23 protein-coding genes and 1 tRNA gene are annotated in these 22,778 nt (G+C 69.0%); 14 read left to right on the top strand and 10 right to left on the bottom strand.

Annotation, left to right across the window (positions count from 1 at the left end):
- Positions 1-94: 94 nt before the first annotated feature.
- Both EV655_RS06720 and EV655_RS06715 read right to left on the bottom strand, forming a co-directional pair.
- Complete coding sequence (locus tag EV655_RS06720) at positions 95-613, bottom strand: lysozyme inhibitor LprI family protein (protein ID WP_132543120.1); 519 nt, start codon at positions 611-613, stop codon at positions 95-97.
- Positions 614-648: 35 nt separating this feature from the next.
- On the bottom strand, positions 649-1,812 hold the full coding sequence (locus tag EV655_RS06715) for an isovaleryl-CoA dehydrogenase (RefSeq protein ID WP_132543119.1): 1,164 nt from the start codon (positions 1,810-1,812) through the stop codon (positions 649-651).
- Between the two features lie 135 nt (positions 1,813-1,947).
- Between EV655_RS06715 and EV655_RS06710 the strand changes: the two genes are divergently transcribed.
- The 9 genes from EV655_RS06710 (at position 1,948) to EV655_RS06670 (ending at position 9,193) form a co-directional block, all read left to right on the top strand.
- Positions 1,948-2,409 carry a CreA family protein gene (locus tag EV655_RS06710; protein ID WP_132543117.1) on the top strand — a complete coding sequence of 154 codons (462 nt, stop codon included), beginning with the start codon at positions 1,948-1,950 and terminating at the stop codon, positions 2,407-2,409.
- A gap of 233 nt (positions 2,410-2,642) precedes the next feature.
- The gene (locus EV655_RS06705; RefSeq protein ID WP_132543115.1) at positions 2,643-3,863 is read left to right on the top strand and encodes an MFS transporter; all 1,221 of its coding nucleotides are present in this window, start codon (positions 2,643-2,645) and stop codon (positions 3,861-3,863) included.
- Between the two features lie 209 nt (positions 3,864-4,072).
- The gene (gene rpmF, locus EV655_RS06700) at positions 4,073-4,282 is read left to right on the top strand and encodes a 50S ribosomal protein L32 (RefSeq protein WP_132543113.1); all 210 of its coding nucleotides are present in this window, start codon (positions 4,073-4,075) and stop codon (positions 4,280-4,282) included.
- A gap of 31 nt (positions 4,283-4,313) precedes the next feature.
- Positions 4,314-5,417: a phosphate acyltransferase PlsX gene (gene plsX, locus EV655_RS06695; RefSeq protein WP_132543111.1), complete on the top strand. Its 1,104-nt coding sequence runs from the start codon at positions 4,314-4,316 to the stop codon at positions 5,415-5,417.
- A gap of 2 nt (positions 5,418-5,419) precedes the next feature.
- A complete protein-coding gene (locus EV655_RS06690; RefSeq protein WP_132543109.1) occupies positions 5,420-6,391 on the top strand; it encodes a beta-ketoacyl-ACP synthase III in 972 nt (323 codons plus the stop codon).
- A 107-nt stretch (positions 6,392-6,498) separates the two neighbouring features.
- Complete coding sequence (gene ihfA, locus EV655_RS06685) at positions 6,499-6,810, top strand: integration host factor subunit alpha (protein ID WP_132543107.1); 312 nt, start codon at positions 6,499-6,501, stop codon at positions 6,808-6,810.
- A 12-nt stretch (positions 6,811-6,822) separates the two neighbouring features.
- Positions 6,823-7,845, top strand: coding sequence for a MerR family transcriptional regulator (locus tag EV655_RS18840; RefSeq protein ID WP_243645011.1), 1,023 nt, complete (start codon positions 6,823-6,825; stop codon positions 7,843-7,845).
- A 55-nt stretch (positions 7,846-7,900) separates the two neighbouring features.
- Positions 7,901-7,977: transfer RNA gene (locus EV655_RS06675), tRNA-Pro, on the top strand.
- Positions 7,978-8,107: 130 nt separating this feature from the next.
- The gene (locus EV655_RS06670; protein ID WP_132543105.1) at positions 8,108-9,193 is read left to right on the top strand and encodes a 2'-deoxycytidine 5'-triphosphate deaminase; all 1,086 of its coding nucleotides are present in this window, start codon (positions 8,108-8,110) and stop codon (positions 9,191-9,193) included.
- A gap of 8 nt (positions 9,194-9,201) precedes the next feature.
- On the opposite strand, the gene EV655_RS06665 is transcribed toward EV655_RS06670, so the two are convergent.
- Positions 9,202-10,170: a LysR family transcriptional regulator gene (locus EV655_RS06665; RefSeq protein WP_132543104.1), complete on the bottom strand. Its 969-nt coding sequence runs from the start codon at positions 10,168-10,170 to the stop codon at positions 9,202-9,204.
- A 137-nt stretch (positions 10,171-10,307) separates the two neighbouring features.
- On the opposite strand from EV655_RS06665, the gene EV655_RS06660 reads away from it, so the two are divergent.
- Entirely contained in the window at positions 10,308-11,681 is a 1,374-nt protein-coding gene (locus tag EV655_RS06660; protein ID WP_132543103.1) for an aminotransferase, read from the top strand.
- Positions 11,682-11,713: 32 nt separating this feature from the next.
- Here the strand turns inward: EV655_RS06660 and scpB are convergent, their stop codons facing one another.
- The 7 genes from scpB to EV655_RS06625 form a co-directional block, all read right to left on the bottom strand.
- Positions 11,714-12,358, bottom strand: coding sequence for an SMC-Scp complex subunit ScpB (gene scpB / locus EV655_RS06655; protein ID WP_132543101.1), 645 nt, complete (start codon positions 12,356-12,358; stop codon positions 11,714-11,716).
- Positions 12,355-13,158, bottom strand: a complete 804-nt coding sequence (locus EV655_RS06650; RefSeq protein WP_132543099.1) for a segregation and condensation protein A — start codon at positions 13,156-13,158, stop codon at positions 12,355-12,357. Before EV655_RS06650 ends, scpB begins: the two co-directional genes overlap by 4 nt.
- Entirely contained in the window at positions 13,151-14,167 is a 1,017-nt protein-coding gene (gene nagZ / locus EV655_RS06645; RefSeq protein WP_243645010.1) for a beta-N-acetylhexosaminidase, read from the bottom strand. Before nagZ ends, EV655_RS06650 begins: the two co-directional genes overlap by 8 nt.
- Positions 14,164-15,093, bottom strand: a complete 930-nt coding sequence (locus EV655_RS06640) for an SPOR domain-containing protein (RefSeq protein ID WP_132543095.1) — start codon at positions 15,091-15,093, stop codon at positions 14,164-14,166. The genes nagZ and EV655_RS06640 overlap by 4 nt, the downstream gene beginning before the upstream one ends.
- Positions 15,094-15,175: 82 nt before the next feature.
- On the bottom strand, positions 15,176-16,921 hold the full coding sequence (gene argS / locus EV655_RS06635) for an arginine--tRNA ligase (RefSeq protein ID WP_132543093.1): 1,746 nt from the start codon (positions 16,919-16,921) through the stop codon (positions 15,176-15,178).
- 62 nt (positions 16,922-16,983) lie between these two features.
- Positions 16,984-18,804 (bottom strand): cation:proton antiporter, encoded by a 1,821-nt coding sequence (locus EV655_RS06630; protein WP_132543091.1) that lies wholly within the window; start codon positions 18,802-18,804, stop codon positions 16,984-16,986.
- Positions 18,804-19,958, bottom strand: a complete 1,155-nt coding sequence (locus EV655_RS06625) for a deoxyguanosinetriphosphate triphosphohydrolase (RefSeq protein ID WP_132543088.1) — start codon at positions 19,956-19,958, stop codon at positions 18,804-18,806. The genes EV655_RS06630 and EV655_RS06625 overlap by 1 nt, the downstream gene beginning before the upstream one ends.
- Before the next feature lie 84 nt (positions 19,959-20,042).
- Between EV655_RS06625 and EV655_RS06620 the strand changes: the two genes are divergently transcribed.
- The 4 genes from EV655_RS06620 (at position 20,043) to EV655_RS06605 (ending at position 22,777) form a co-directional block, all read left to right on the top strand.
- The gene (locus EV655_RS06620; RefSeq protein ID WP_132543270.1) at positions 20,043-20,366 is read left to right on the top strand and encodes a HesB/IscA family protein; all 324 of its coding nucleotides are present in this window, start codon (positions 20,043-20,045) and stop codon (positions 20,364-20,366) included.
- Positions 20,367-20,403: 37 nt separating this feature from the next.
- Positions 20,404-21,396 (top strand): amidoligase family protein, encoded by a 993-nt coding sequence (locus EV655_RS06615; protein ID WP_132543086.1) that lies wholly within the window; start codon positions 20,404-20,406, stop codon positions 21,394-21,396.
- Positions 21,393-22,112, top strand: a complete 720-nt coding sequence (locus EV655_RS06610; RefSeq protein WP_132543084.1) for a gamma-glutamyl-gamma-aminobutyrate hydrolase family protein — start codon at positions 21,393-21,395, stop codon at positions 22,110-22,112. Before EV655_RS06615 ends, EV655_RS06610 begins: the two co-directional genes overlap by 4 nt.
- Positions 22,113-22,318: 206 nt before the next feature.
- On the top strand, positions 22,319-22,777 hold the full coding sequence (locus tag EV655_RS06605; RefSeq protein WP_132543082.1) for a c-type cytochrome: 459 nt from the start codon (positions 22,319-22,321) through the stop codon (positions 22,775-22,777).
- The last annotated feature ends 1 nt before the right edge of the window (position 22,778 follow it).

The following is a 22,778-nucleotide window of genomic DNA, read 5'->3' as shown; positions in this document are numbered from 1 at the left end:
GGAGGCCGTCGCGCGTGCCGTTCCCATCTGCCGTCTCCTCCCTTGCCTGCGCCGCGGCTGGCCCCCTCTCCCCCGGGGGCCAGACCGGGCCGGTCTACTTGGTTTCCATGTAGGTGACCGCGTCTTCGAGGAAGAGCGCCTGTTCACCGATCCGTTTCATCGTGCAGCTGGCGGCCGCCGTCATCGTGTAGGGCGAGCCGCGGCGCATCATCGCCTCGACCGCGCAGCGGATCTCGCGCCACTCGGCCCATTTCTGCTGCTGGATCGCCAGATCCTCGACCAGGCTGAAGGGGATGTCCTTCGATTTCGCCGTCTTCGCAAAGGCCTCGTCGGCCACGGCGGCAAGGCCCGCCATCTTGTCGTAGGCCGCGTCCATCCGGCCCTTCCAGTATTCCGATTCCTTGCCCATGCAGGCGGCGATGTCGGAATTGGCGGGGTTCTTCATCCGCTGGAAACAGGCCCGGGCGGATTCACCGATGCAGGTGGCATCCGCCCCCGGCACGCGCTGCTTTTCCATGCAGTCGAGCGTGGCATCGGGGGAGAACTTCACCTCCTGCGCGAGGGCGGGGGCAGCGGCGGCAAGCGCGGCGGCAAGGATCAGGGGGAGTCGCATGGGAACACCTCTAAAGTTGACTTTACAACTCAACTTTAACCCATCGCCTTCATGAGTTCACGCCCCACCAGCATGCGCCGGATCTCGGATGTGCCCGCGCCGATCTCCATCAGCTTGGCATCGCGGAACAGGCGGCTGACGGCCGAATCGGCCAGAAATCCAGCGCCGCCCATGGCTTGCACGGCCTGGTGGGCCTGTTTCATCGCCTCTTCGGACGCGTAAAGAACGCAGGCGGCGGCGTCCTGCCGCGTCACAGCGCCGCGATCACAAGAGCGTGCGACCGCGTAGACATAAGCCCGCGCGCTGTTCATCGCGGTGTACATGTCCGCGATCTTGCCCTGCATCAGCTGGAAATTCCCGATGCTTTCGCCGAACTGCTTGCGGTCGCGCATGTAGGGCATGATCTCGTCCAGACAGGCGGCCATGATTCCGGTGCCGATGCCGGCCAGGACCACCCGTTCGTAGTCCAGCCCCGACATCAGCACCCGAACGCCCTTGCCCTCCTCGCCAAGGACGTTCTCGAAGGGGACTTCCACGTCGTCGAAGATCAACTCTCCGGTGTTGGACCCACGCATCCCGAGCTTGTCGAAATGCGGAGACGTGGAAAACCCCTTCATGGATTTCTCGATGATGAAGGCGGTGATACCCTTGGGTCCGGCGTCCGGGTCGGTCTTGGCATAGACCACCAGGGTGTCGGCGTCGGGGCCGTTGGTGATCCAGTATTTCGTGCCGTTCAGCACGTAATAGCCGTTCCGCCTTTCCGCGCGCAGCTTCATCGACACGACATCCGAGCCCGAGCCCGCCTCGGACATCGCCAGCGCACCGACAGTCGCGCCCGAAAGAAGGCCGGGCAGGTATTTCCGCTTCTGTTCGTCGGTGCCGTTCAGCTTGATCTGGTTGACGCAGAGGTTGGAATGGGCGCCGTAGGACAGCGAGACGCTGGCCGAGGCCCGCGCGATTTCCTCGATCGCGATGGTGTGGGCCAGGTAGGTCATGCCCGCCCCGCCATATTCCTCGGGCACCGTGATCCCGAGAAGGCCAAGTTCCCCCATCTCGCGCCACAGCTCGGCCGGGAAGACGTTGGTGCGGTCGATCTCGGCGGCCATCGGCCTGACCCGCTCCTGTGCCCAGCGGTGGACCATCTCGCGAAGCGCGGCGGTATCCTCGTCGAGGTCGAATTCCATCGTGGCGGTAAACATAAGGACGCGCCTCCTCACGGCACTTATTGAACGCTTGTTCATTAAATAGCACCCCGGCGGGTGCGGCGTCAATCGCGGTGGCGGGGTGCGGGCGTCGCACCTACCTTGGGCAGAGGAAACCCCGGAGACCCTGCCATGATCCGCCCTGCCCTGTTCGCCACCCTGATCGCCCTGACCCCGCTTGCCGCTCCGGCCGAGGAGGTGGGCCGGGTCGGCGTGGACTGGACCGGCAACGACATCATCCTCGAGGCGGTGGCCGATCCCAAGGTCAAGGGCGTGACCTGCCACATCGCCTATTTCGAACGCTCGCTGCTGGACCGGCTGAGCCAGGGCAACTGGTTCGAGGATCCGTCGAACGCGTCGATCGCCTGCCGCCAGACCGGGCCGATCGAGATCGGCGACATCGACCGCGGCAAGGACGGCGAGGAAGTGTTCCGCGAAGGCCGCTCGCTGATCCTGAAATCGCTGAGGATCAAGCGGGTCTATGACGAGTCCAACCGCACGCTGATCTACCTGGCCCATGCACGCGAACTGACACAGGGCTCGGCCAAGATGTCGATCTCGACGGTGCCGCTCTTCGGCTCGGAGACGGAGTAAGGCCCAGGGGCCGGACCGGACGCAGCCGCGATCGCCCGGCGCAACAGGGGCTAAAGGCTGTCCTACGGGTTTCATGCTCGCCGGTACGCCGGTCGATGGGTGAGCGAAAAGCAGGCATCCCGGCTGTCCGCGTCGACCTTAGCGCGGGCGCCCGGATACGGTCCTACCCGGGGCAGCCCGCGCCTGCGGGCTTTCCCCTTCCCAGGGCGCGTGGCCCGCGCTAGGGGAAGACCATGACCGATGCCGTCCCCGCCCTGCCCGACACGCGCGCCCGGCGCAATGTCGCCGTCCTTGCGGCGGCCCAGGCGCTGATCGGCGCGCAGGTCCCGATGATCTTCACCATCGGCGGGCTTGCGGGCCAGTCGCTGGCGCCCGATCCCTGCTGGGCGACGCTGCCGATTTCGCTGATCGTTCTGGGGTCGATGCTGACCGCCACACCGCTTGCCGCGCTGATGCAGCGGATGGGTCGGCGGGCGGGCTTCATGCTGGGCACGCTTGGCGGTGCGGCGGGCGGGGCGATCGGGGCACTTGCGCTGGTCCAGGCGTCCTTTCCGCTGTTCCTGGCGGGATCGTTCCTGACGGGCATCTATGTCTCGGCCCAGGGCTTCTACCGCTTCGCCGCCGCCGACACAGCGACCGGGGATTTCCAGCCCAAGGCGATTTCCTATGTTCTGGCGGGCGGGCTGGCCGCCGCGATCATCGGCCCGCAGCTTGTCAAGGTGACGGCCGAGGCGATGGTGGTGCCCTTCCTCGGCACCTACCTGGCGGTGATCGCGATCAACCTTGCAGGCCCCCTGCTGTTCCTGTTTCTCGATATCCCGCGCCCGCCCCGGCGCGACCCGGCCCACCACCGGGGCCGCAGCCGTGCCGAGTTCCTGCGCGACCCCGCGATCGCGGTCGCCATCATTTGCGCGATGGTGTCCTATGCGCTGATGAACCTGGTGATGACCTCGACGCCGCTGGCCGTCGTGGGCTGCGGTTTCGACACCGGGATCGCCGCCGACATCGTTACCGCGCATGTGCTGGCGATGTATCTGCCCAGCTTCTTCACCGGCCACCTGATCGCACGGTTCGGCGCGCACCGGATCGTCGCGGCAGGTCTTGCGATCCTCGCCGCGGCGGGGGGCGTGGCGCTGAGCGGCGTCGCGCTGGAACAGTTCTTCGCCGCGCTGATCCTGCTGGGCGTCGGATGGAACTTCGGCTTCATCGGCGCGACCGCGATGCTGGCCCAGGCGCACGGGCCGGAAGAACGCGGCGCGGTGCAGGGAATGAACGACCTTCTCGTGTTCGGCGGCGTCACCTTCGCGTCGCTGGCCTCGGGCGGGCTGATGAACTGTTCGGGGGGCTCGGCGGCCGAGGGCTGGGCCGCGGTCAACCTTGCGATGGTGCCCTTTCTCGCGCTGGCGGGCGGCGCGCTGATCTGGCTGACGCTGCGGCCCGACCCCACCAGTTGAGGGCGGAAAAGCCATGCCGGACGCTGCCTTCCCCGGCGTCAGGTCGGCGGCTTCAACGGCCCAGAAAAACACTTGCGCCCGGTCAGAATCGCAGTATGTTCCCGGCCTCGCTTGCACGATGGGTTACGCCGCGCGGCCACGCGCTGACAGACGGGCTTTCCCAAGTCAGAACACACAGGGCCGAGGCCCCGAAGGATCGAGGTTGAGACATGGCTGTCCCTCAGAATAAAGTCACGCGCTCCCGCCGCAACATGCGCCGTTCACACGATGCTCTCGTGCCCGGCAATCCGGCAGAGTGCTCGAACTGTGGCGAGCTGAAGCGCCCGCACCACGTCTGCGCGGCCTGCGGGCACTATGACGAGCGCGAGGTCGTGGCCCGGACCGACGAGTTCGACCTGGACGAAGAAGACGCGGCCTGACGGCTCCGGGCCGGCCTCCCCCGCGTCGAACATGAAAACGGAGCACATCCAAGAGCCGCGGGCCCGATCCACGCGCACCGTGATCTCGGTGGACGCGATGAGCGGGGACCGTGGCGCTTCCGCCGTGGTGGCCGGCCTTGCCAAGGCCGCCACCAAGAATCCCGATATCCGCTTCATCCTGCATGGCCGCAAGGACGAGCTTGACCGCCTGCTCGCCCGCCGCCGGGTGCTGGAGGGCCGGGTCGAGATTCGCGATGCCTGCGATGTCGTCACCATGGACGCCAAGCCCAGCCACGTGATGCGGCATGGCCAGGGCACGTCCATGTGGTCGGCCATCGACAGCGTTCGCAATGGCGAGGCCACGGTCTGCGTGTCCTGCGGCAATACCGGCGCGCTGATGCTGTTGTCGATCGTGCGTCTGCGCAAGCTGCCCGGCGTCAACCGGCCCGCCATTGCCTGCCTATGGCCCTCGCGCAATCCGCAGGGGTTCAACGTGATGCTGGACGTGGGCGCCGACGTGCGCGCGGACGAGCACGACCTGCTGCAATACGCGCTGATGGGCACGTCCTATGCGCGCAACGGGCTGGGGCTGGAGCGGCCGAGGGTCGGCATCCTGAATGTCGGCACCGAGGAGAACAAGGGCCGGGCCGAACTGAAGGCCGCCCATGAGATGATCGAGGCCGCCGCCGAGGCGGGCCAGTTCCGCTTCGTCGGCTTTGTCGAGGGTGGCGACATCCCGTCCGACCATGTCGACGTGATCGTGACCGACGGCTTTACCGGGAATATCGCCCTCAAGACCGGCGAGGGCACCGCGCGGCTGATCGGGGATTTCATGCGCGAGGCGTTCAGGGCCACGCCGCTGTCGCGGATTGCCGCCCTTCTGGCGCTGACCTCGCTGAACCGGCTGAAAAAACGGATCGACCCCCGCCGGGTCAATGGCGGCGTGTTCCTCGGCCTCAACGGTACGGTGGTGAAATCCCACGGCGCCTCGGACGAGACCGGCGTCGCGGCGGCGGTGCGCCTGGCCTTCGAACTGGCGCAGTCGGGCTTTACCGAACGTCTGGCGGCGCGGGTTGCATCCGCCAAGGGCCCGGTCCACGATGGGTTCGGGGACGTGGCCGGGGGCGAGCGGTAGAAATGGTAACAAGGGCCATTGTCAGGGGAGTCGGGCACTACCTGCCCGCGCGCGTCGTCGAGAACGCCGAGTTCGAGAAAAGCCTCGACACGTCGGACGAATGGATTCGGACCCGCTCGGGGATCGAGCGGCGCCATTTCGCAGCCGAGGGCGAGACCACGTCAGAGATGGCGATCAAGGCGGCGCGGGCGGCGCTCGACGATGCGGGGCTTGGCCCCGACGATGTCGACGCGATCGTGCTGGCGACCTCGACCGCCGATTTCACCTTCCCCTCGGCGGCGACCATGGTGCAGGCGGGCCTTGGCATGACCCGCGGGTTCGCCTTCGACGTGCAGGCGGTCTGTGCGGGTTTCGTCTTTGCTATGGCCAACGCCAACGCAATGATCGCCACGGGCCAGGCCCGGCGCATCCTGGTGATCGGGGCCGAGACCTTCAGCCGGATCATGGACTGGGAAGACCGAGGCACCTGCGTGCTGTTCGGCGACGGCGCGGGCGCCGTCCTGCTGGAGGCGGGCGAGGGCCAGGGCAGCGCGGACGACCGAGGCATCCTGTCGGTCGACCTCCATTCCGACGGGCGCCACCGCGATATCCTTTACGTGGACGGCGGCACCTCGACGGGGACGACCGGGTATCTGAGGATGCTGGGCAAGGAGGTCTTCCGCCACGCCGTCGAGAAACTGGCCGACACCGCGCATGCGGCGCTGGACAAGGCCGGGCTGACAGGCGCGGATGTCGACTGGCTGGTCCCGCACCAGGCCAATCTCAGGATCATCAAGGCCACCGCCCAGCGGCTGCACCTGCCGATGGAGCGCGTGATCGTCACCGTGCAGGACCACGGCAACACGTCGGCGGCGTCGATCCCGCTGGCCTTGTCGGTCGGCAAGGCCGAGGGCCGGATCCGGCCCGGCGACCTTGTCGTGACCGAGGCGATCGGCGGCGGGCTGGCCTGGGGGTCGGTGGTTCTGCGCTGGTAGGACCCTGCGCAAGACCCGTCCCGCAAGCCGTTGTTATTGACTCGGAAATCGGTTTCTCCCAAGCTCCTGAGCAGACGGGAAATTTCAGCTTGCATCGGAGGGGCGCCATGGCGGGCAACACGCTGACACGTATGGATTTGACAGAGTCCGTGTTTCGCGAGGTGGGACTGTCGCGCAACGAATCCGCGGACCTCGTCGAGAGCGTGCTGCAGCACATGTCGGATGCGCTGGTCAGCGGAGAGACGGTCAAGATCTCGTCCTTCGGCACCTTCTCGGTGCGCGAAAAGGCCGCGCGCGTGGGCCGCAACCCCAAGACCGGCGAGGAGGTTCCGATCCTGCCCCGCCGCGTCCTGACCTTCCGGCCCTCGCACCTGATGAAGGACCGCGTTGCCGACGGGAATGCGCGGCGAAAGGGCTAAGGCAACGATTTCATGGAAAAATCTCCCGAAGCCTTTCGCACGATCAGCGAGGTTGCGGCCTGGCTTGACACGCCTGCACACGTGCTTCGGTTCTGGGAAAGCCGGTTCACCCAGGTCAAGCCGGTAAAGCGGGCGGGCGGGCGGCGCTACTATCGGCCGGCCGACATGATGCTTTTGGGCGGCATCAAGAAACTGCTGCACGAGGACGGGCTGACGATCCGGGGCGTGCAGAAGATCCTGCGCGAAGAGGGCGTGCGCTTTGTCGCCGCGCTGTCGCCACCGCTCGACGAGAATGCGGCGGGCATGCTGATCGAAGGCCATGCCATGCGCGTCGAGGATGCCGGGACCGAGTCGCCGAGCGACGCGTTCGCCGAGGCGCCCATGCTTGAAGAGGCCGAGCCCGAAGCGGCGCCGGTGGTGCGGCTGGCGCGCAGGCCGCGTCCGGAACCCGACGAGGCGATTCTGCCGGGGCTAGAGCTTGCCCCGCCGCAAGCCGCGCCCGAACCGGACGTGGCCGAGGCGGCGCCGGTGATACCGGCGTTCCGCCGCCATGCGCCGCCGTCCGAGACCGGGCAGCCCGCTGCCCCCGCCACGCCCGACCCCCCGGCGGCCGAGGCGGAATCCGAATCCGCCGCGTTCACCGAACCGGACGCCGACGCGTTCACCGTGCCGGATCTCGAACCGGACATCGCCCTGGCCGAGCCGGAACCCGAAGACGCGGCCATGACCGGGCCGGAACCCGAGGCCCTGCCGGAACCGGAGCCCGAACCGGCCCCCGAGGTCGAGCCGGAGCCCGAGCCCTTGATCGCCGCGGAACCGCAGCCGCTGGGCACGGATATCGCGCGCACCGATCCTGCGGATGACGACCCGGCATTCAGCCCGGTGGAACCGCCGCTGCGCACCCGGATTCGCACCCCCGCGCTGCGCAAGGCGCTGGCCGCCGACCGCGATGTGACCGCGCAGGCGCTGAACCGGCTGCGGGCCCTCGGCGCGCGGATGAAAGCCGGCGGCGGCGACCCGACTCCGCCGCTCTGAAAGCGGTTTTTGCGGCTTGCCCCCGGCGTCAGACATGGTATGACACGCCCCACATCGGGCTATGGCGCAGTCTGGTAGCGCGTCCGTCTGGGGGGCGGAAGGTCGCAGGTTCAAGTCCTGCTAGCCCGACCATAATTTCAACCGCCCGCGTGCCTTGCCGGCCGCGGGCGGTGATGTTTCCGGGGACCGCCCCTGGCGCAATCGGACCGGGGTGCAATCGACCCCGGGCACAGCGGCAAGGGGCGCAGCCAAGGGGGATCCGATGACCGGCACCGGCGTGCTGCCCGCGCAGGAGATCCGCGCGCTGATCGAAACGGGCGCGATCGGCCTTGCCGCGCCGCTGGCCGAGGGTCAGGTCCAGCCCGCCTCTCTCGACCTGCGTCTGGGCGATGTCGCCTACCGGGTGCGCGCCTCGTTCCTGGCGGGGACAGGCCGCACGGTGGCCGAGCGGCTGGCCGATTTCGAGATGCACCGGATCGACCTGTCGGGCGGCGCGGTTCTGGAAAAGGGCTGCGTCTACGTCGTGCCGCTGATGGAGCGGCTGGCGCTGCCAGCAGACATCCAGGCCGTGGCCAATGCCAAAAGCTCGACTGGACGGCTTGACCTTCTGACCCGCGCGATCACCGATGGCGGGGTCGAGTTCGACCGCATCCGCCCCGGCTATGACGGTCCGCTTTACGCCGAGATCTGCCCGCGCTCGTTCTCGGTGCTGGTCCGCCCAGGCCAGCGGCTGAACCAGATCCGCTTTCGCCGCGGCCAGGCGGTGCTGTCGGATGCCGAGCTTCGGGCCCTGCATGACGCCGAGGGGCTGGTGGCGGGGGGGCCTGCGGTGATCTCTGGCGGCCTCGGGTTTTCAGTCGACCTGAAACCGGCCGAGGGCGATCTGGTCGGCTATCGCGCCAAGCCCCATTCCGGCGTGATCGACCTCGACCGCGTGGGCGGCCACGATGCCGCCGAGTTCTGGGAGGAGATCCGGACCGACAAGGGCCGGATCATCCTCGACCCCGGCGCCTTCTACATCCTGGTCAGCCGCGAATCGGTGCATATCCCGCCCGATTATGCCGCCGAGATGGCGCCCTACCTCGCCATGGTGGGCGAGTTCCGGGTGCATTACGCGGGCTTCTTCGACCCCGGATTCGGCCATGACGCGGCGGGCGGGTCGGGATCGCGCGGGGTGCTGGAGGTGCGCTGCCACGAGGCGCCCTTTGTGCTGGAACACGGGCAGGTCGTGGGGCGGCTGGTCTATGAACGGATGGCCGCGCGGCCCGAGACGCTGTATGGCGCGGGCATCGCGTCGAACTACCAGGGCCAGGGGCTGAAGCTGTCCAAGCATTTCCGCATGCCCTGAGACCGGGCTCAGAGCACGCGCAGGCCCGCCCGCAACCAGGGCAGACGCGCCACCGCCTCGTCCACCACGCCCTCGGCCAGCAGCGGGCGCAGCCGGTCCGCCATCCGCGCGGGCACCTCGCCCAGCACACCGGCCCGCGCGATCAGCGCGATCCGCCGCGACAGCGGCGCAAGCGGCAGGGGCACCACGTCGACCGCATCGAGAAACCGGCGCGCATGCAACAGGCCCAGCGGGGTCAGGATCGTCCAGCCCGCGCCGCCCGCAACCATCGCGAGGATCGCGGAATAGCTGTCCAGCTCGAACCGGACGGCGGGCCGGATCTCCTGCGCGGCGAGGTGCCCGGCGATCTGGCGGCCCATCTGGTGGCGTTGCGTGTAATGCACCAGCGGCAGCGCACCCAGCCGGGCCAGCACATCGTCGCCCGGCGCCAGCGCCCCCCTGGGGGCCGCGACCACGAAAGGTTCGACCAGCAGCGGGTGCAGTTCCATCCAGTCGGCCCCCTGCCCCGGATCGGCCGCGACAACCATGTCAAGCGCACGCGCGTCCAGAAGGCCCAGCAGCCGATGACTGGGGCCGGTTTCCAGTTGAAAGCGCGAGCGGGTCAGTTCCCCTGCCATCTCGGACAGAAGCCGCGGCGTCACGTCGGCCTCGAAATCCTCGATCATGCCCAGCCGCATCAGCGCGCGCGCCGACAGGTCGCGGGCAGCGATCTCGGCGCGCGCCTCGTCGGCCTCGGCCAGGATCGTGCGGGCGCGGCGCAGGAACATCTCGCCCGCCTGCGTCAGGACAAGCGGGCGCGCCGCGCGATCGAGAAGCGCCGCCCCCAGCGCCGTCTCGAGCGCGGCAAGCTGCTGTGACACCGCCGAGACGCTGGCCCCCAGCCGCCGCGCCGCGGCCGACAGCGTGCCTTCCTCGGCGGCGGCAACGAAGACCTCGGTGCCCCAGAGCGTGATCCGGCCGGGTGGCTGCTGGGCCATGGCGGCGGTTCCCCTTTCGTCGGGCCCCTTCGTTCGGCCCCGACGCTACGGCCCGGGGGGCGGTCGTGCAACGCGCGATTGCACCCGGAACGAGCCGGGGGTAGCGTCGCCCCACCAACGCCGAAGGAGCCCTGACCATGCCCGACACAGCCCCCAACAGCTGGGAAGCCCGCGCCGCGGCGCACAGTTTCTATGGCTTCACCGACCTGCCCTCGGTGCGGGCGCGCGGCACGGTCGTCGTCAGCCATGGCGAGGGGCCTTATGTCGTCGACACCAACGGGCGGCGCTATCTGGATGCCAATTCCGGGCTCTGGAACATGGTGGCGGGATTCGACCATGCGGGGCTGGCCGAGGCCGCGCAGGAGCAATATGCCCGCCTGCCCGGCTATCACGCCTTTTTCGGGCGGATGTCGGACCAGACCGTGATGCTGAGCGAACGTCTGGTCGAGGTCTCGCCCTTCGCGCGCGGCCGGGTGTTCTATACGAATTCGGGGTCGGAAGCGAATGACACCATGCTCAAGATGCTGTGGTTTCTCGGCCGGGCCGAGGGCCAGCCGGAGCGGCGCAAGATCCTGACGCGGGTCAACGGCTATCACGGGGTGACGGTGGCCGCCGCCTCGATGACCGGCAAGCCCTATAACGACCTGTTCGGGCTGCCGCTGCCGGGCTTCATCCACCTGACCTGCCCGCATTACTGGCGCGAGGGGCGCGAGGACGAGACCGAGACCCAGTTCACCGCGCGCCTCGCCGCCGAACTGGAAGAGGTGATCGCGCGCGAGGGCGCCGAGACCATCGCGGGTTTTGTCGCGGAACCCGTGATGGGCGCAGGCGGCGTGATTCCGCCCAGTGCAGGCTATTTCCAGGCGATCGGGCCGATCCTGAAGCGCCACGGCATCCCGCTGATCGCCGACGAGGTGATCTGCGGCTTTGGCCGCACGGGCGAGGTCTGGGGGTGCCAGACCTATGACTTCACCCCCGACGCGATCATCAGTTCCAAGGCGCTGACCGCGGGCTATTTTCCGATGGGCGCGGTGATCCTGGGCCCCGAGCTTGCCGACCGGCTGCAAGCCGCCGCCGAGGACGCCGAGGATTTCCCCCACGGCTTCACCGCCTCGGGCCACCCGGTGGGCTGCGCGATCGCGCTGAAGGCGATCGACGTTGTGCTGAACGAGGGGCTGCTGGACAATGTGCGCGCCCTGACCCCGCGGTTCGAGGCGGGGCTGGCGCGGCTTGCCGAACATCCCAATATCGGCGAATGGCGCGGCAAGGGGCTGATGGGCGCGCTGGAGGCAGTGGCGGACAAGACGACGAAGACGCCCTTCCCGGGGAAACTGTCAGTCAGCGAGCGGATCGCCAACACCTGCACCGATCACGGGCTGATCTGCCGGCCGCTGGGACAGTCCATCGTGCTCTGCCCGCCGTTCATCCTGACCGACGCGCAGATGGACGAGATGTTCGACAAGCTGGAAGGCGCGCTGAAACAGGTCTTTGCCGAGGTCGGCGCGGGCTGATCCTGGGCCTGATCCCCGGCAAGGCCGCAGGATCAGCTTTCGTCCTCGAACATGTCGGCCTGGCCGTCCTCGCCCTCGCCGTCGTCGTCCGGGGCGCCGGGCATCGGCCGGCTGTCCAGCAGCCCTGCGGCCCGCAGATCCTTGAGCCCCGGCAGGTCGCGCGCGCTTTCCAGCCCGAAATGGTCGAGGAATTCCTCGGTCACCACATAGGTGACGGGCCGGCCCGGGGTCATCCGGCGGCGGCCGAAGCGGATCCATTCCAGTTCCAGCAACTGGTCGACGGTGCCCCGGCTGACCGAGACGCCGCGGATCTCCTCAATCTCGGCGCGGGTGACCGGCTGGTGATAGGCCACGATCGCCAGCGTCTCGATCGCGGCACGGGAAAGCTTGCGCAGCTCGACCGTTTCCTTCTGCATCAGGAAACCCAGGTCGGGCGCAGTGCGGAATGCCCAGGACTCGCCCACGCGCACCAGCCGGACCCCCCGCCCCTCGTAGCGGCGGGCAAGATGCGCCAGCGCCGCGGCCGCGTCGCAGCCATGCGGCATCCGCGCGTTCAACTCGGCCACGCGCAGCGGCTCGGCCGAGGCGAACAGGATCGCCTCGACCATGCGCTCCTGCTCGGCCATGGGCGGGGCCTCGAAAAGGCTTTCCTCCTGCTCGGGCTCGGGCCGGGTCATTGCCGCGTCTTCCGCCGGATATGGATCGGCGCGAAGGTCTCGGCCTGGCGCAGTTCCAGCTGGCCCTGCTTGACGAGTTCGAGGCTGGCGGCGAAATGCGCCGCGGTCGCGGTGCGGCGGCGGACCGGGTCGGCGTTCCAGCCCTCGGGCAGCCAGGTCGCAAGGTCCACCCACTCGCCGGCATAGCCCAAGAGCCCGCGCATCCGCTCAAGCGCCTCTTCCATCGTGTAAAGCGCATCCCGGTCCAGCACGTAGGGGCGGAACTCGTCCTTGGTGCGGATCCGCGCATAGGCCTGCATCAGGTCCAGCAGCGTCGCGGTATATTCCACGCGGCGGATGCGGGCGACGTCCGACGGCGTGCCGCGCACGAAGAAGTCGCGCCCCTTCTGGTCGCGCCCCAGAAGCCGCGCCGCCGCCCCCCGCATCGCCTCGAGCCGTTCCAACTGGAACGCCAGGTGCGCGGCCAGATCCTCGCCCGAGGGGCCCTCGTCGGTCGGGTCGGGCGGCAGCAGCAGCCGCGATTTCAGGAACGCGAGCCAGGCCGCCATCACCAGGTAGTCGGCCGCCAGTTCGATCCGGAGCGCCTTGGCCTGCTCGACGAAAACGAGATACTGCTCGGCCAGTTGCAGCACCGAGATCCGGCGCAGGTCGACCTTCTGGGTGCGGGCCAGCGTCAGCAGCATATCGAGCGGGCCCTCGAAACCCTCGACATCGACAATCAGCGCCTCGGCGGCCAGCCGGGCGGCGACGGGGTCCCGCGCGGGCCCCTCATCGAAGCTGTCGGCGCCCTGTTCAGGCATTGCGCTTGGTTCCCAGCATCCCGTCAAGCTCGGCCGCCAGTGCCGCGATGTCGCCCGGCACCGCCGCGCGCCGCCGGGCCAGCGCCCGCGCCAGACGCGCCGCGGCCTTTTCGGACATCGTGCCAGAGGCCGCCGCGACCTCTTCCATTTCGGCGAGATTGCCGTTGCAATGCAAGACCGCGTCACAGCCGGCCCCAAGGCTGGCCTCGCAGCGCGCGGTCAGACTTCCCGACAGCGCCTTCATCGAGATGTCATCGGTCATCAGGAAGCCCTGGAACCCGAGGCCCCTGCGCAGGAACAGCACGGCCTCACCCGAGGTGGTGACCGGGGTCCCCGCATCCAGCGTGTCATAGATGACATGGGCGGTCATTGCCATCGGCAGGTCCGACAGCGCGCGGAACGGGGCGAAATCGGTCGCCTCAAGCACCGAGTGCGAGGTCTTGACCCGCGGCAGATCCTTGTGGCTGTCGAGGGTCGCCCGGCCATGGCCGGGGATGTGCTTCAGGACCGGCAGGACCCCGCCTTCCAGCAGCCCGTCCGCCACGGCGCGGGCGATCCGGATCACGTGCGCAGGTTCGGTGCCATAGCAGCGGTTCTTCAGAACTGCATGCGTTTCGGGCCGCGCGATGTCGGCCACCGGCGCGCAATTGACGTCGATCCCCAGCAGGTTCAGTTCGCGCGCGATCAGGCGCGAACGCAGGTACATCGACCGGGCGGCAAGATCGGATCCCACCGCCTCGACCTGGGCCGCTGCCGCCGCCCAGACCCGCCAGTAAGGGGCGGTCAGACGCTGGACGCGCCCGCCCTCCTGGTCGATCAGGACCGGCACCCGGCGCCCGACGGTTTCGCGCAGCGAATCCACCAGCGCGCGCACCTGCGAAGGATCGCGGACATTGCGCGAGAACAGGATGAAGCCGAGCGGGTTGGCCTCTGCAAAGAAGCGGCGCTCGGCCGGCGTGAGCGCGGGGCCGGAACAGCCCAGGATATAGGCCCCGGCCCGTCGCGTCACCGTGCCACCACCGGAATGCAGTCCGCGCCCTCGGCCATCAGCGCCGCGCAGAACCGGCGCGCGTCGGCCATGTCGGAAAAGCCCGCGGCGCGGAGACGATAGAAGGTGCGCCCGCCGCCCTCGGTTTCCTGGATGACACGGGATTTCTGGTCGAAGAACTCGGCAAACCGGCCCTGCGCGGCCAGCGCGTCCCAGGTGCTGCGGGCCTCGTCGGCATTGTCGAAGGCGCCAAGCTGGACCAGCGCAGTCCCCGCGATCACATCCGCACCCGCCAGATCCGCCGTATCGCGGGGCGCAAGCGCGGCCGAGGCCGCGGCGATGGCGGCCTGCGCGGCAAGGTCCACGTTGTCCGGCCGGGCGATCGGCCGGGGCGAGTGGCTGAGCGCCCCCCTGGGCAGCGCCACCAGCGACACGATCTCTTCTTCGGCCGTCACCTCGGGCGCGGCCCCCGTCTCGGCCACGGGATCGCGCGCGGTCTCCCCGGACAGCGCCAGTTCGGCCACGACGGGTTCGGGTGCAGATATCCCGTCGGCGGGCATGTCGGGCGCGGCGGTCAATTCGGCGGGGGCAAGCACGGCGACGGGCCGGTCCTCGTCGGCCAGCACCACCGGGGCCGGGGCAAGCCGCAGCGTGTCGGCGGGCGGGGCCGCCTCGCCCTCGGCGGCGACACTGTTCACGGCAAGCCCCTGATGTTCCGCTTGCTGGCCGCCGGGATCCTCGGGCGCGATCCGCATCGGACCTTCCAGCGCGCGGACGACCGGCACGCCGCTCACATCACGCACCATGATCTGGTAGCCCCAGACGCAGAGCCCCGCCACCAGCGAGAGCGACACAACACCCCCGGCCCAGTGCAACATGGTCTTGAGCGCGGGTTCGGGACCGTCCCGGCCCGGCGCACCGAACGCATCGAAATCGATATCTGCCATAGCCGCCTCGTTTCCCGGGGCTCGTTGTCCGCCGGTTGTTTCTTGCCTGTCTCAATCCCCGCTCCGGGCTGCGCCTTGTTTTTCAGCGCATTTCGTCGAGCGGGGTGACGCCAAGAATACCAAGACCGGCCGAAATGACAACGGCGACGGCCCGGGCCAGCGCGATTTTGGCCTGGCTTGTGGCCGGATCGCCCTCCTGCAGGAACCGCAGCGAGGGGTCCTCGTTGCCCCTGTTCCACAGCGCGTGGAAGTCGGATGCCAGTTCGTAAAGGTAGAAGGCCACCCGGTGCGGTTCATGGCTGCGGGCGGCGATCTCGACCAGACGCGGCCATTCGGCCAGCTTTTTCGCGACCGCGATCTCGGCCTCGTGGCCGAGTTTTGCCAGATCGGCCGCGGCAAGCGTTGCATCATCCGCCACGATCCCCGCCTCGGCGGCCTTGCGCAGCACGCTGCAGATCCGGGCATGGGCGTATTGCACGTAGAAAACGGGGTTGTCCTTCGACTGTTCCAGAACCTTGGCGAAATCGAAATCGAGCGGCGCGTCGTTCTTGCGCGTCAGCATGTGAAACCGGGTGACGTCCGGCCCCACCTGGTCGACCACGTCGCGCAAGGTCACGAAGGTGCCCGCGCGTTTCGACATCTTGAAGGGCTCTCCGTTCTGGTAGAGCTTGACCAGCTGCGTCAGCTTGATGTCGAGCGGCACGGCACCCCCCGACAGCGCCGAGACGGCGGCCTTCATGCGCTTGACATAGCCGCCGTGATCGGCGCCGAACACATCAATAAGCGCGTCGAAGCCCCTGGAAATCTTGTCGAAATGATAGGCGATGTCCGGGGCGAAATAGGTCCAGGACCCGTCCGACTTCATGATCGGCCGGTCCACGTCGTCGCCATGTTCGGTGGACCGGAACAGCGTCTGCTCGCGCGGCTCCCAGTCCTCGGGAGTCTTGCCCTTGGGCGGCTCCAGCACGCCGACATAGATCAGGCCCCTGGCCTTCAGCGCCTCGATCGCGGCCTCGATCCGGCCGGTGCCGTACAGCGACTTCTCGGAGAAGAAGACATCCATCGCGACGCCCAGCGCGGCCAGATCGGCGCGGATCAGGTCCATCATCCGGTCGGTGGCAAAGTCGCGCACCTCGGTCAGCCAGACGTCCTCGGGCTGGCCGACATAGGCGTCGCCCACCTTGTCCTTGAGCGCCTGCCCGACCTCGATCAGGTAGTCGCCGGGATAGGTGCCGTCCTCGAACGCCACCTCCTGGCCATGCGCTTCGAGGTAGCGCAGGTAGACCGAGCGGGCCAGAACGTCGACCTGCGCGCCGCCATCGTTGATGTAGTATTCGCGCGTCACCCGATGGCCGGAATAGGCCAGCAGGTTCGCCAGCGCATCGCCGAAGACCGCGCCGCGGGTGTGGCCCACATGCAACGGGCCGGTGGGGTTTGCCGAGACATATTCGACATTGACCTTCTGCCCCTGCCCCATGCCGGACCGCCCGAACCCGGTGCCTTCGGCCAGCACCCGGCCGACGACGCCCTGCCAGACGGCGGGCGCGAGGCGCAGGTTCAGAAAGCCCGGCCCCGCCACCTCGGCCAGGGTGACGCGGGGATCGGCCATGAGGCGCGGCGCCAGCGCCTCGGCGATGTCGCGGGGCTTCCGCCCGGCGGGCTTGGCCAGCACCATCGCGGCGTTGGTGGCCATGTCGCCATGGGCGGCATCGCGCGGCGGCTCGACCGCGACGTTCGACAGGTCGAGCCCGGCGGGCAGCGCGCCCTCGGCCTCCATCGCGGCGAGGCTGTCGATCACGAGCGCGCGGAGATCGGAGAAGAGGTTCATCTGCATCCCTTTCGGTGGCTCGCGCGGTTTACCACGGGCGCGGCCGGGGTCAACGCCCCCGCTCAGCCCGCGGGTGTCGCCGTCTCGCCCGGCGGGACCAGCGCAACGACCCGGCTGCCGGCCCCGGCGCGCAAGCCGTTCTCGTCCGAGACGAGGCGCGGGGTGCCGTTCGGACCGATCACCGCAAGGGGCACGGCATCGGGCGCTGCCTTGCGCCAGGCCTCGATGGGGAATTCCTCGGTCAGCTTCGTCGTGCGGAACCGCCAGCCCTCGGTCATCATCCGGGTCAGGTCGAGATAGCCATGCCCGCCGCCGATGGCCCGCCCGCCCAGCGAGGCGGGCAGCGCGTGGCGGCGGCTTTCCTGCCGGGCGCGTTTCAGCTGATAGACATGCTCGCGGCCGAATTCCGGGGCAAGGTCGGTGGCGACCAGCGTGTTGTAGGCATCGTTGTCGGTGGCGGCCACGACAGAGCCATAGCTGACAAGCTCGACCGAATGTTCGGCCGCCTCGGACAGGATGTCGCCGTAGAAGGTGGGCAGGCCCGCGTCGCGTGCCGAACGCAGCCGCGACCGGTTCGGATCGGCCAGCAGCACCGGGACATCGGCCTTGTGCAGCGCCTCGGCAAGGCCGGTCGCAAAGCTTGACCCGCCCACCAGGATCACCCCCGGCTTCTCGGCCCCGGTCAGGCCCAGCCAGCGGGCGAACGGCACCATGGTAAAGCCGTGCAGCACCACGGTCGCCGCCACCAGCACGAAGGCCAGCGGCGCGATCCGCGCCCCGTCCTCGAACCCCAGCTCGGTCAGCCGTTCGCCGAACAGCCCCGCCACCGCGACCAGCACGACCCCGCGCGGACCGGTAAAGGCGACCAGCAGCCGCTCGCGCCACGGCACCGGCGAGAAGGCCAGCGAGACCAGCACCGTCAGGGGCCGCGCCAGCAGGATCGCGGCCAGCACGAAGCCAAGCGCCCGCCAGTCAAGCGTCCTGAGTGTGTCGATGTCCATGTCGGCGGCCAGCAGGATGAACACGCCCGACACCAGCAGGATCGTCGCGTGTTCCTTGAAGCGGCGGATCTCGTCATAGGAGGGCAGATCGGCATTCGCGATGAACACCCCCATGACGGTCACCGCCAGAAGCCCGCTTTCGTGCAGCACCGCGTCCGACAGCGCAAAGGTCAGCAGCACCACCGCGAACAGCACCGGCACCTTCATGTATTCCGCGACCAGCGCCCGGCGGAACGCGCTCGAAAGCCCCCAGCCCGACAGAAGCCCCAGCCCAAGCGCAAGCAGAATTCCGAACGCCATGTCGCCCGCCGCCGCGCCGGGGCTGACATTCGAGTTCAGGACGATCACCACCTCGAAGGCCAGCACCGCGGCCAGCGCGCCCACCGCGTCGTTGACGATCGCCTCCCATTGCAGCAGTTGCGCGGGACGGCGTGCGAGGCGGGCCTGGCGCAGCAAGGGCGCGATCACCGTGGGGCCGGTGACGATCAGGATCCCCCCGAACACGGCGGACGCCGCCCAGCCAAGCCCCGCAGCGTAGTGCAGCGCCAGTGCCGAGAACAGCCAGCCCAGCGGCGCACCCAGGATCACCAGCCGCAACACCCCGGGCGCGGCATCGGCAAGCGAACGAACGTTCAGCGTAAGCCCGCCCTCGAACAGGATGATCGCGACCGCGATGGCGATGATCGGCGACATCAAGTCGCCGATGTCGCGCGAGGGATCGAACACGCCCAGCCCGGGGCCGACCACAAGGCCCGCCACCAGCATCAGAACGATCGCGGGCAGCCGCAGGCGCCAGGCCAGCCACTGCGCCCCGACCCCCAGCGCGCCCACCAGCGCGAAGGCCATAACGGGGTTCAGCGCTCCTTCGGTTCCGGTCGCCATCAGCCCCCCTGTCCCGCGCCGCCGGTCAGCCGCGCATGTTCCTGCATAGCGAACCGGTCGGTCATGCCCGCGATGTAATCGGCCACGATCCTTGCCAGTTCCGTCCGGTCCGCCGCCGCGGCCACATCCTCGCGCCATTTCCCGGGCAAGAGCGAAGGATCATTCAGGTAGAGCGGAAACAGCGCCTCGACCACCCGCGTCACCTCGGCACGGACCGCCATCACCGAGGGCGCGCGGTACATCCGGCGGAACAGAAACGCGCGGATCTGTTTCAGATCCGACCACAGCGCATCGGTGAAGCGCACCACCGGGCGGCCCAGGGCGCGCACCTCCTCGGCGCTGGCGGGCGCGGCCTCGGCCAGCGTGGTGCGCGCGGTCGCGATCACGTTCTCGACCATCACCCCGAAGAAACGGCGCGTCGCCTCGTGGCGGCGGCGGTTCCAGTCCAGTCCCGGATAGGCCCGGTCGACCTCGGCAAAGCAGGCATCGAGGATCGGCAGGCCGGCCAGTTCCTCTTCGGTGAAGAGCCCCGCGCGCAGCCCGTCATGCAGGTCATGGTTGTTGTAGGCGATGTCGTCGGCCAGGGCTGCGACCTGCGCCTCGGCGCTGGCATGGGTGGCCAGTTCCAGGTCGTGACAGCCGTTGTAATCGGCCAGCGCGTAGGGCAGCGGGCCGGTGACGGGGCCGTTATGCTTGGCGATCCCCTCCAGCGCCTCCCAGGTCAGGTTCAGCCCGTCGAATTCGGCATAGTGGCGTTCCAGCCGGGTCACGATCCGGATCGCCTGCGCGTTGTGGTCGAATCCGCCATGGGGCGCCATCGCCGCGGCCAGCGCGTCCTCGCCGGTATGGCCGAACGGCGTGTGGCCAAGGTCATGGGCCAGCGCCACGGCCTCGGTCAGCTCGCCGTTCAGGCCGAGCACACCGGCGATGGTGCGCGCGACCTGCGCCACCTCGATCGAATGGGTCAGCCGGGTGCGAAAGCTGTCGCCCTCGTGCACCACGAAGACCTGCGTCTTGTGCATCAGCCGGCGGAAGGCCGAGGAATGGATGATCCGGTCGCGGTCGCGCTGAAACGCCGAGCGGAAGGCGCTTTCCTCCTCGGGAAAGAGCCGCCCGCGGGTTTTCGCGGGGTCGCAGGCATAGGGGGCCAGCATCCGGGGCCTCTTCGCTTGTTCCCAGTGTCGAACCCCATATATTGAACGGGAAACCGTTTGGACACAGGGGAATCCGCGATGGACCTGACCGTTCCGCCGAAAGTCACCGACCGCGCCTTTGCCCGCCTCGCGGAAATCGGCGCCGCGGCCCAGGGCAAGGCGTTGCGCATCGCGGTCGAGGGGGGCGGCTGCTCGGGCTTTCAGTACGCGATCACGCTGGACGCGCCGGCGGCCGACGACACGGTGCTTGAGGGCGCGGGCGAGACCGTGGTGGTCGATTCCGTCTCGCTGCCCTTTCTGTCGAACGCCACGATCGACTTTACCGAGGAACTGATCGGCGCGCGCTTCGTGATCGAAAACCCGAACGCGTCGAGTTCCTGCGGCTGCGGCACCTCGTTTTCCATGTAGTGCAAGGGGGGGGCGGCCCCCGGAAAGGCCAGGCCCGATGGACAGTCTTGCCGCCCTCGTGCCGCGCGACAGGTTCCTGCCGCTGTGCCCCGAAACCAACGCCGGGGGTGCGCCCCGCCGGGCCGGGATAGAGATCGAGTTCGGCGGGCTGACCGAGGCCGAAGCCGCCCGGGTCGTGGCGGATGCCCTGGGTGGCCGGGTGCACGAGAAAACCGCGCACGAGCTGGTCGTCGAGGGCACGGACTGGGGCGCGGTCGAGGTCTGCCTCGACACCATCTGGCGCGAGAAGGCGGGCGGCAAGCTTGCCGATCTGGGCCTTGACCTCAGCCGCGCGGTGGTGCCGGTCGAGATCGTGACCCCGCCGCTGGCCCCCGGCCACCTGCCCGCGCTGGACCGGCTGCGGGGCGCGCTGCGGGAGGCGGGCGCGCAGGGCAGCCGCGACGGGCTGCTTCTGGGCTTCGGGTTGCACCTGAACCCCGAGGTCGCCGCAGAAACGCTGGATACGATCCTGCCGGTTGCGCGCGCGTTTGCCCTGATCGAGGACTGGCTCAGAAAGGCCGACCCGATCGACCCGGCGCGCCGCGTGCTGCCCTTCGTCGACCCCTGGCCGCGCCGTCTGGTCGACCGGCTGGCGGGCGAGGCCGCCGGCTGGGACCTCGCCGCCTTCATCGACGCCTACCTGGCCGAGACGCCGACCCGGAACCGCGGGCTGGACCTGCTGCCGCTGTTCCGCCACCTCGATGCCGACCGCGTGGGCGGGGTGCTCGAAGGGGCCGGCGGCCTTGTTTCGGCGCGGCCCACCTTTCACTACCGCCTGCCCGATTGCCGGATCGACGAGCCCGGCTGGCGCATCGCCTATGACTGGAACCGCTGGGTGATGGTCGAGCGGCTGGCCGCCGACACCGCGGCGCTGGACCGGCTGGCCTCCGACTGGCTGGCCTACCGGGGCGCGCTGACCACGATGCGGGGCGACTGGTTCGCCCATCTCGAAGAGCGTCTGGATGCGCTCGCGCTTTGGGAAACCCGATGAGCCACCGCCCCCGTATCGCGGTCACCACCTCGGCGCGCTCGGGATGGCGGATCTTTCCGCTGGTGGCGCTGAACGTCTGGCTCGCGGGCGGGCGCGCGCGGCGCTGGGGGGCGGGACGGCCCGCTGATCTGGACACCGTCGACGGGCTGATCATCGGCGGCGGCGATGATATCTCGCCCGACCTTTATGGCGGGCGGCTGGTGACCTCGGCGCGGCTGGACCCCGCCCGCGACGCGCTGGAACGCCGCCTGGTCGAGGCGGCGATCGCCCTGGGCAAGCCCGTGCTGGGGATCTGCCGCGGCGCACAGATGATCAACGTCGCGCTTGGCGGTACGCTCGATCAGGACGCCTATGGCACCTACACCGCATCCGACCGGGTGTGGACAATCCTGCCGAAGAAGCGCGTCGAGATCGCCCCCGGCACGCGGCTGGCCGAGATCGCGGGTACCGGCCCGATGCGGGTCAACGCGCTCCATTCCCAGGCGGTCGACCGGCTGGGCGAGGCGCTGGTGGTCGCCGCCCGCGACCGGGGCGGCATGGTCCAGGCGATCGAACGCGACCGCGATCCCTTCGCCCTCGGCGTGCAGTGGCATCCCGAACACCTGCTCTACGCCCGCCGCCAGCGCGCACTTTTCGCGGCCCTCGTCGCCGCAGCGGGGGCGCGGCGCCGCCATGGCGCCCAACTGGCCGCGGTGGACCGGATGGCCGGGGCCTGACGCCGGGCGCCCGGGCCGTCGCGGAATTGCGCGCTGGCGCACGGTCTCCGTGCAAGCCATGGATTCTGGCTCGAAACGCCGCAAACGCGGCAGATCGCCCCATGGAAAAGTGACATGACGGAGACGACATACAACTGTGACGTGACCAAGGGACGGTCGCGTGCTAGCGAAGTTTCGAAACCCCTGAACACACTACGGAGAGATTCATGCGCAAGGTTCTTCTTCTGACGGCCGCCCTCGCCACCCTGCCGGCCGCCGCCATGGCCGCCGACCTCGAAGGCGTGGTCGACGCCCGCCGCGGCTTCTACAGCCTGCTCGGCGCGAACATGGATGCGCTGGTGTCCATGGTGAAGGGCGATACCGACTATGACGGTGCCGCCGCCCAGAGCCATGCCGACAACCTCAAGCTGCTGACATCCTACAACATGGGCCATCTCTATGCGCCCGGCACCTCGAACGCCGACATGCCCGGCAAGACCCGCGCGCTGCCCGCGATCTGGGAAGACATGGCCGGCGTGCAGGAAAAAGGCATGGCCTATGTCCAGGCGGTCGAAGCGCTGAACTCGGTCGCCGGCCTCGACAAGGCCGAACTCGGCAAGGCGGTCCAGCAGCTTGGCGGCACCTGCAAGGGCTGCCACGACGACTACCGTGCCAAGGACTTCTGAT

It is taken from the genome of Rhodovulum euryhalinum (assembly GCF_004342445.1).
GTDB lineage: Bacteria > Pseudomonadota > Alphaproteobacteria > Rhodobacterales > Rhodobacteraceae > Rhodovulum > Rhodovulum euryhalinum.
This window is presented reverse-complemented; position numbering and strand designations above follow the sequence as displayed.

What these genes read in the sequence shown, in the direction of transcription:
- ihfA (WP_132543107.1), top strand. Translation starts at nt 6,499, where the DNA reads ATGGCGGGCAACACGCTGACACGTATGGATTTGACAGAGTCCGTGTTT.
- EV655_RS06715 (WP_132543119.1), bottom strand. Translation starts at nt 1,812, where the DNA reads ATGTTTACCGCCACGATGGAATTCGACCTCGACGAGGATACCGCCGCG.
- EV655_RS06690 (WP_132543109.1), top strand. Translation starts at nt 5,420, where the DNA reads ATGGTAACAAGGGCCATTGTCAGGGGAGTCGGGCACTACCTGCCCGCG.
- EV655_RS06625 (WP_132543088.1), bottom strand. Translation starts at nt 19,958, where the DNA reads ATGCTGGCCCCCTATGCCTGCGACCCCGCGAAAACCCGCGGGCGGCTC.
- EV655_RS06670 (WP_132543105.1), top strand. Translation starts at nt 8,108, where the DNA reads ATGACCGGCACCGGCGTGCTGCCCGCGCAGGAGATCCGCGCGCTGATC.
- argS (WP_132543093.1), bottom strand. Translation starts at nt 16,921, where the DNA reads ATGAACCTCTTCTCCGATCTCCGCGCGCTCGTGATCGACAGCCTCGCC.
- scpB (WP_132543101.1), bottom strand. Translation starts at nt 12,358, where the DNA reads ATGACCCGGCCCGAGCCCGAGCAGGAGGAAAGCCTTTTCGAGGCCCCG.
- EV655_RS06705 (WP_132543115.1), top strand. Translation starts at nt 2,643, where the DNA reads ATGACCGATGCCGTCCCCGCCCTGCCCGACACGCGCGCCCGGCGCAAT.
- plsX (WP_132543111.1), top strand. Translation starts at nt 4,314, where the DNA reads ATGAAAACGGAGCACATCCAAGAGCCGCGGGCCCGATCCACGCGCACC.
- EV655_RS06630 (WP_132543091.1), bottom strand. Translation starts at nt 18,804, where the DNA reads ATGGCGACCGGAACCGAAGGAGCGCTGAACCCCGTTATGGCCTTCGCG.
- EV655_RS18840 (WP_243645011.1), top strand. Translation starts at nt 6,823, where the DNA reads ATGGAAAAATCTCCCGAAGCCTTTCGCACGATCAGCGAGGTTGCGGCC.
- EV655_RS06660 (WP_132543103.1), top strand. Translation starts at nt 10,308, where the DNA reads ATGCCCGACACAGCCCCCAACAGCTGGGAAGCCCGCGCCGCGGCGCAC.
- EV655_RS06650 (WP_132543099.1), bottom strand. Translation starts at nt 13,158, where the DNA reads ATGCCTGAACAGGGCGCCGACAGCTTCGATGAGGGGCCCGCGCGGGAC.
- EV655_RS06710 (WP_132543117.1), top strand. Translation starts at nt 1,948, where the DNA reads ATGATCCGCCCTGCCCTGTTCGCCACCCTGATCGCCCTGACCCCGCTT.
- EV655_RS06610 (WP_132543084.1), top strand. Translation starts at nt 21,393, where the DNA reads ATGAGCCACCGCCCCCGTATCGCGGTCACCACCTCGGCGCGCTCGGGA.
- EV655_RS06665 (WP_132543104.1), bottom strand. Translation starts at nt 10,170, where the DNA reads ATGGCCCAGCAGCCACCCGGCCGGATCACGCTCTGGGGCACCGAGGTC.
- EV655_RS06640 (WP_132543095.1), bottom strand. Translation starts at nt 15,093, where the DNA reads ATGGCAGATATCGATTTCGATGCGTTCGGTGCGCCGGGCCGGGACGGT.
- rpmF (WP_132543113.1), top strand. Translation starts at nt 4,073, where the DNA reads ATGGCTGTCCCTCAGAATAAAGTCACGCGCTCCCGCCGCAACATGCGC.
- EV655_RS06615 (WP_132543086.1), top strand. Translation starts at nt 20,404, where the DNA reads ATGGACAGTCTTGCCGCCCTCGTGCCGCGCGACAGGTTCCTGCCGCTG.
- EV655_RS06720 (WP_132543120.1), bottom strand. Translation starts at nt 613, where the DNA reads ATGCGACTCCCCCTGATCCTTGCCGCCGCGCTTGCCGCCGCTGCCCCC.
- EV655_RS06605 (WP_132543082.1), top strand. Translation starts at nt 22,319, where the DNA reads ATGCGCAAGGTTCTTCTTCTGACGGCCGCCCTCGCCACCCTGCCGGCC.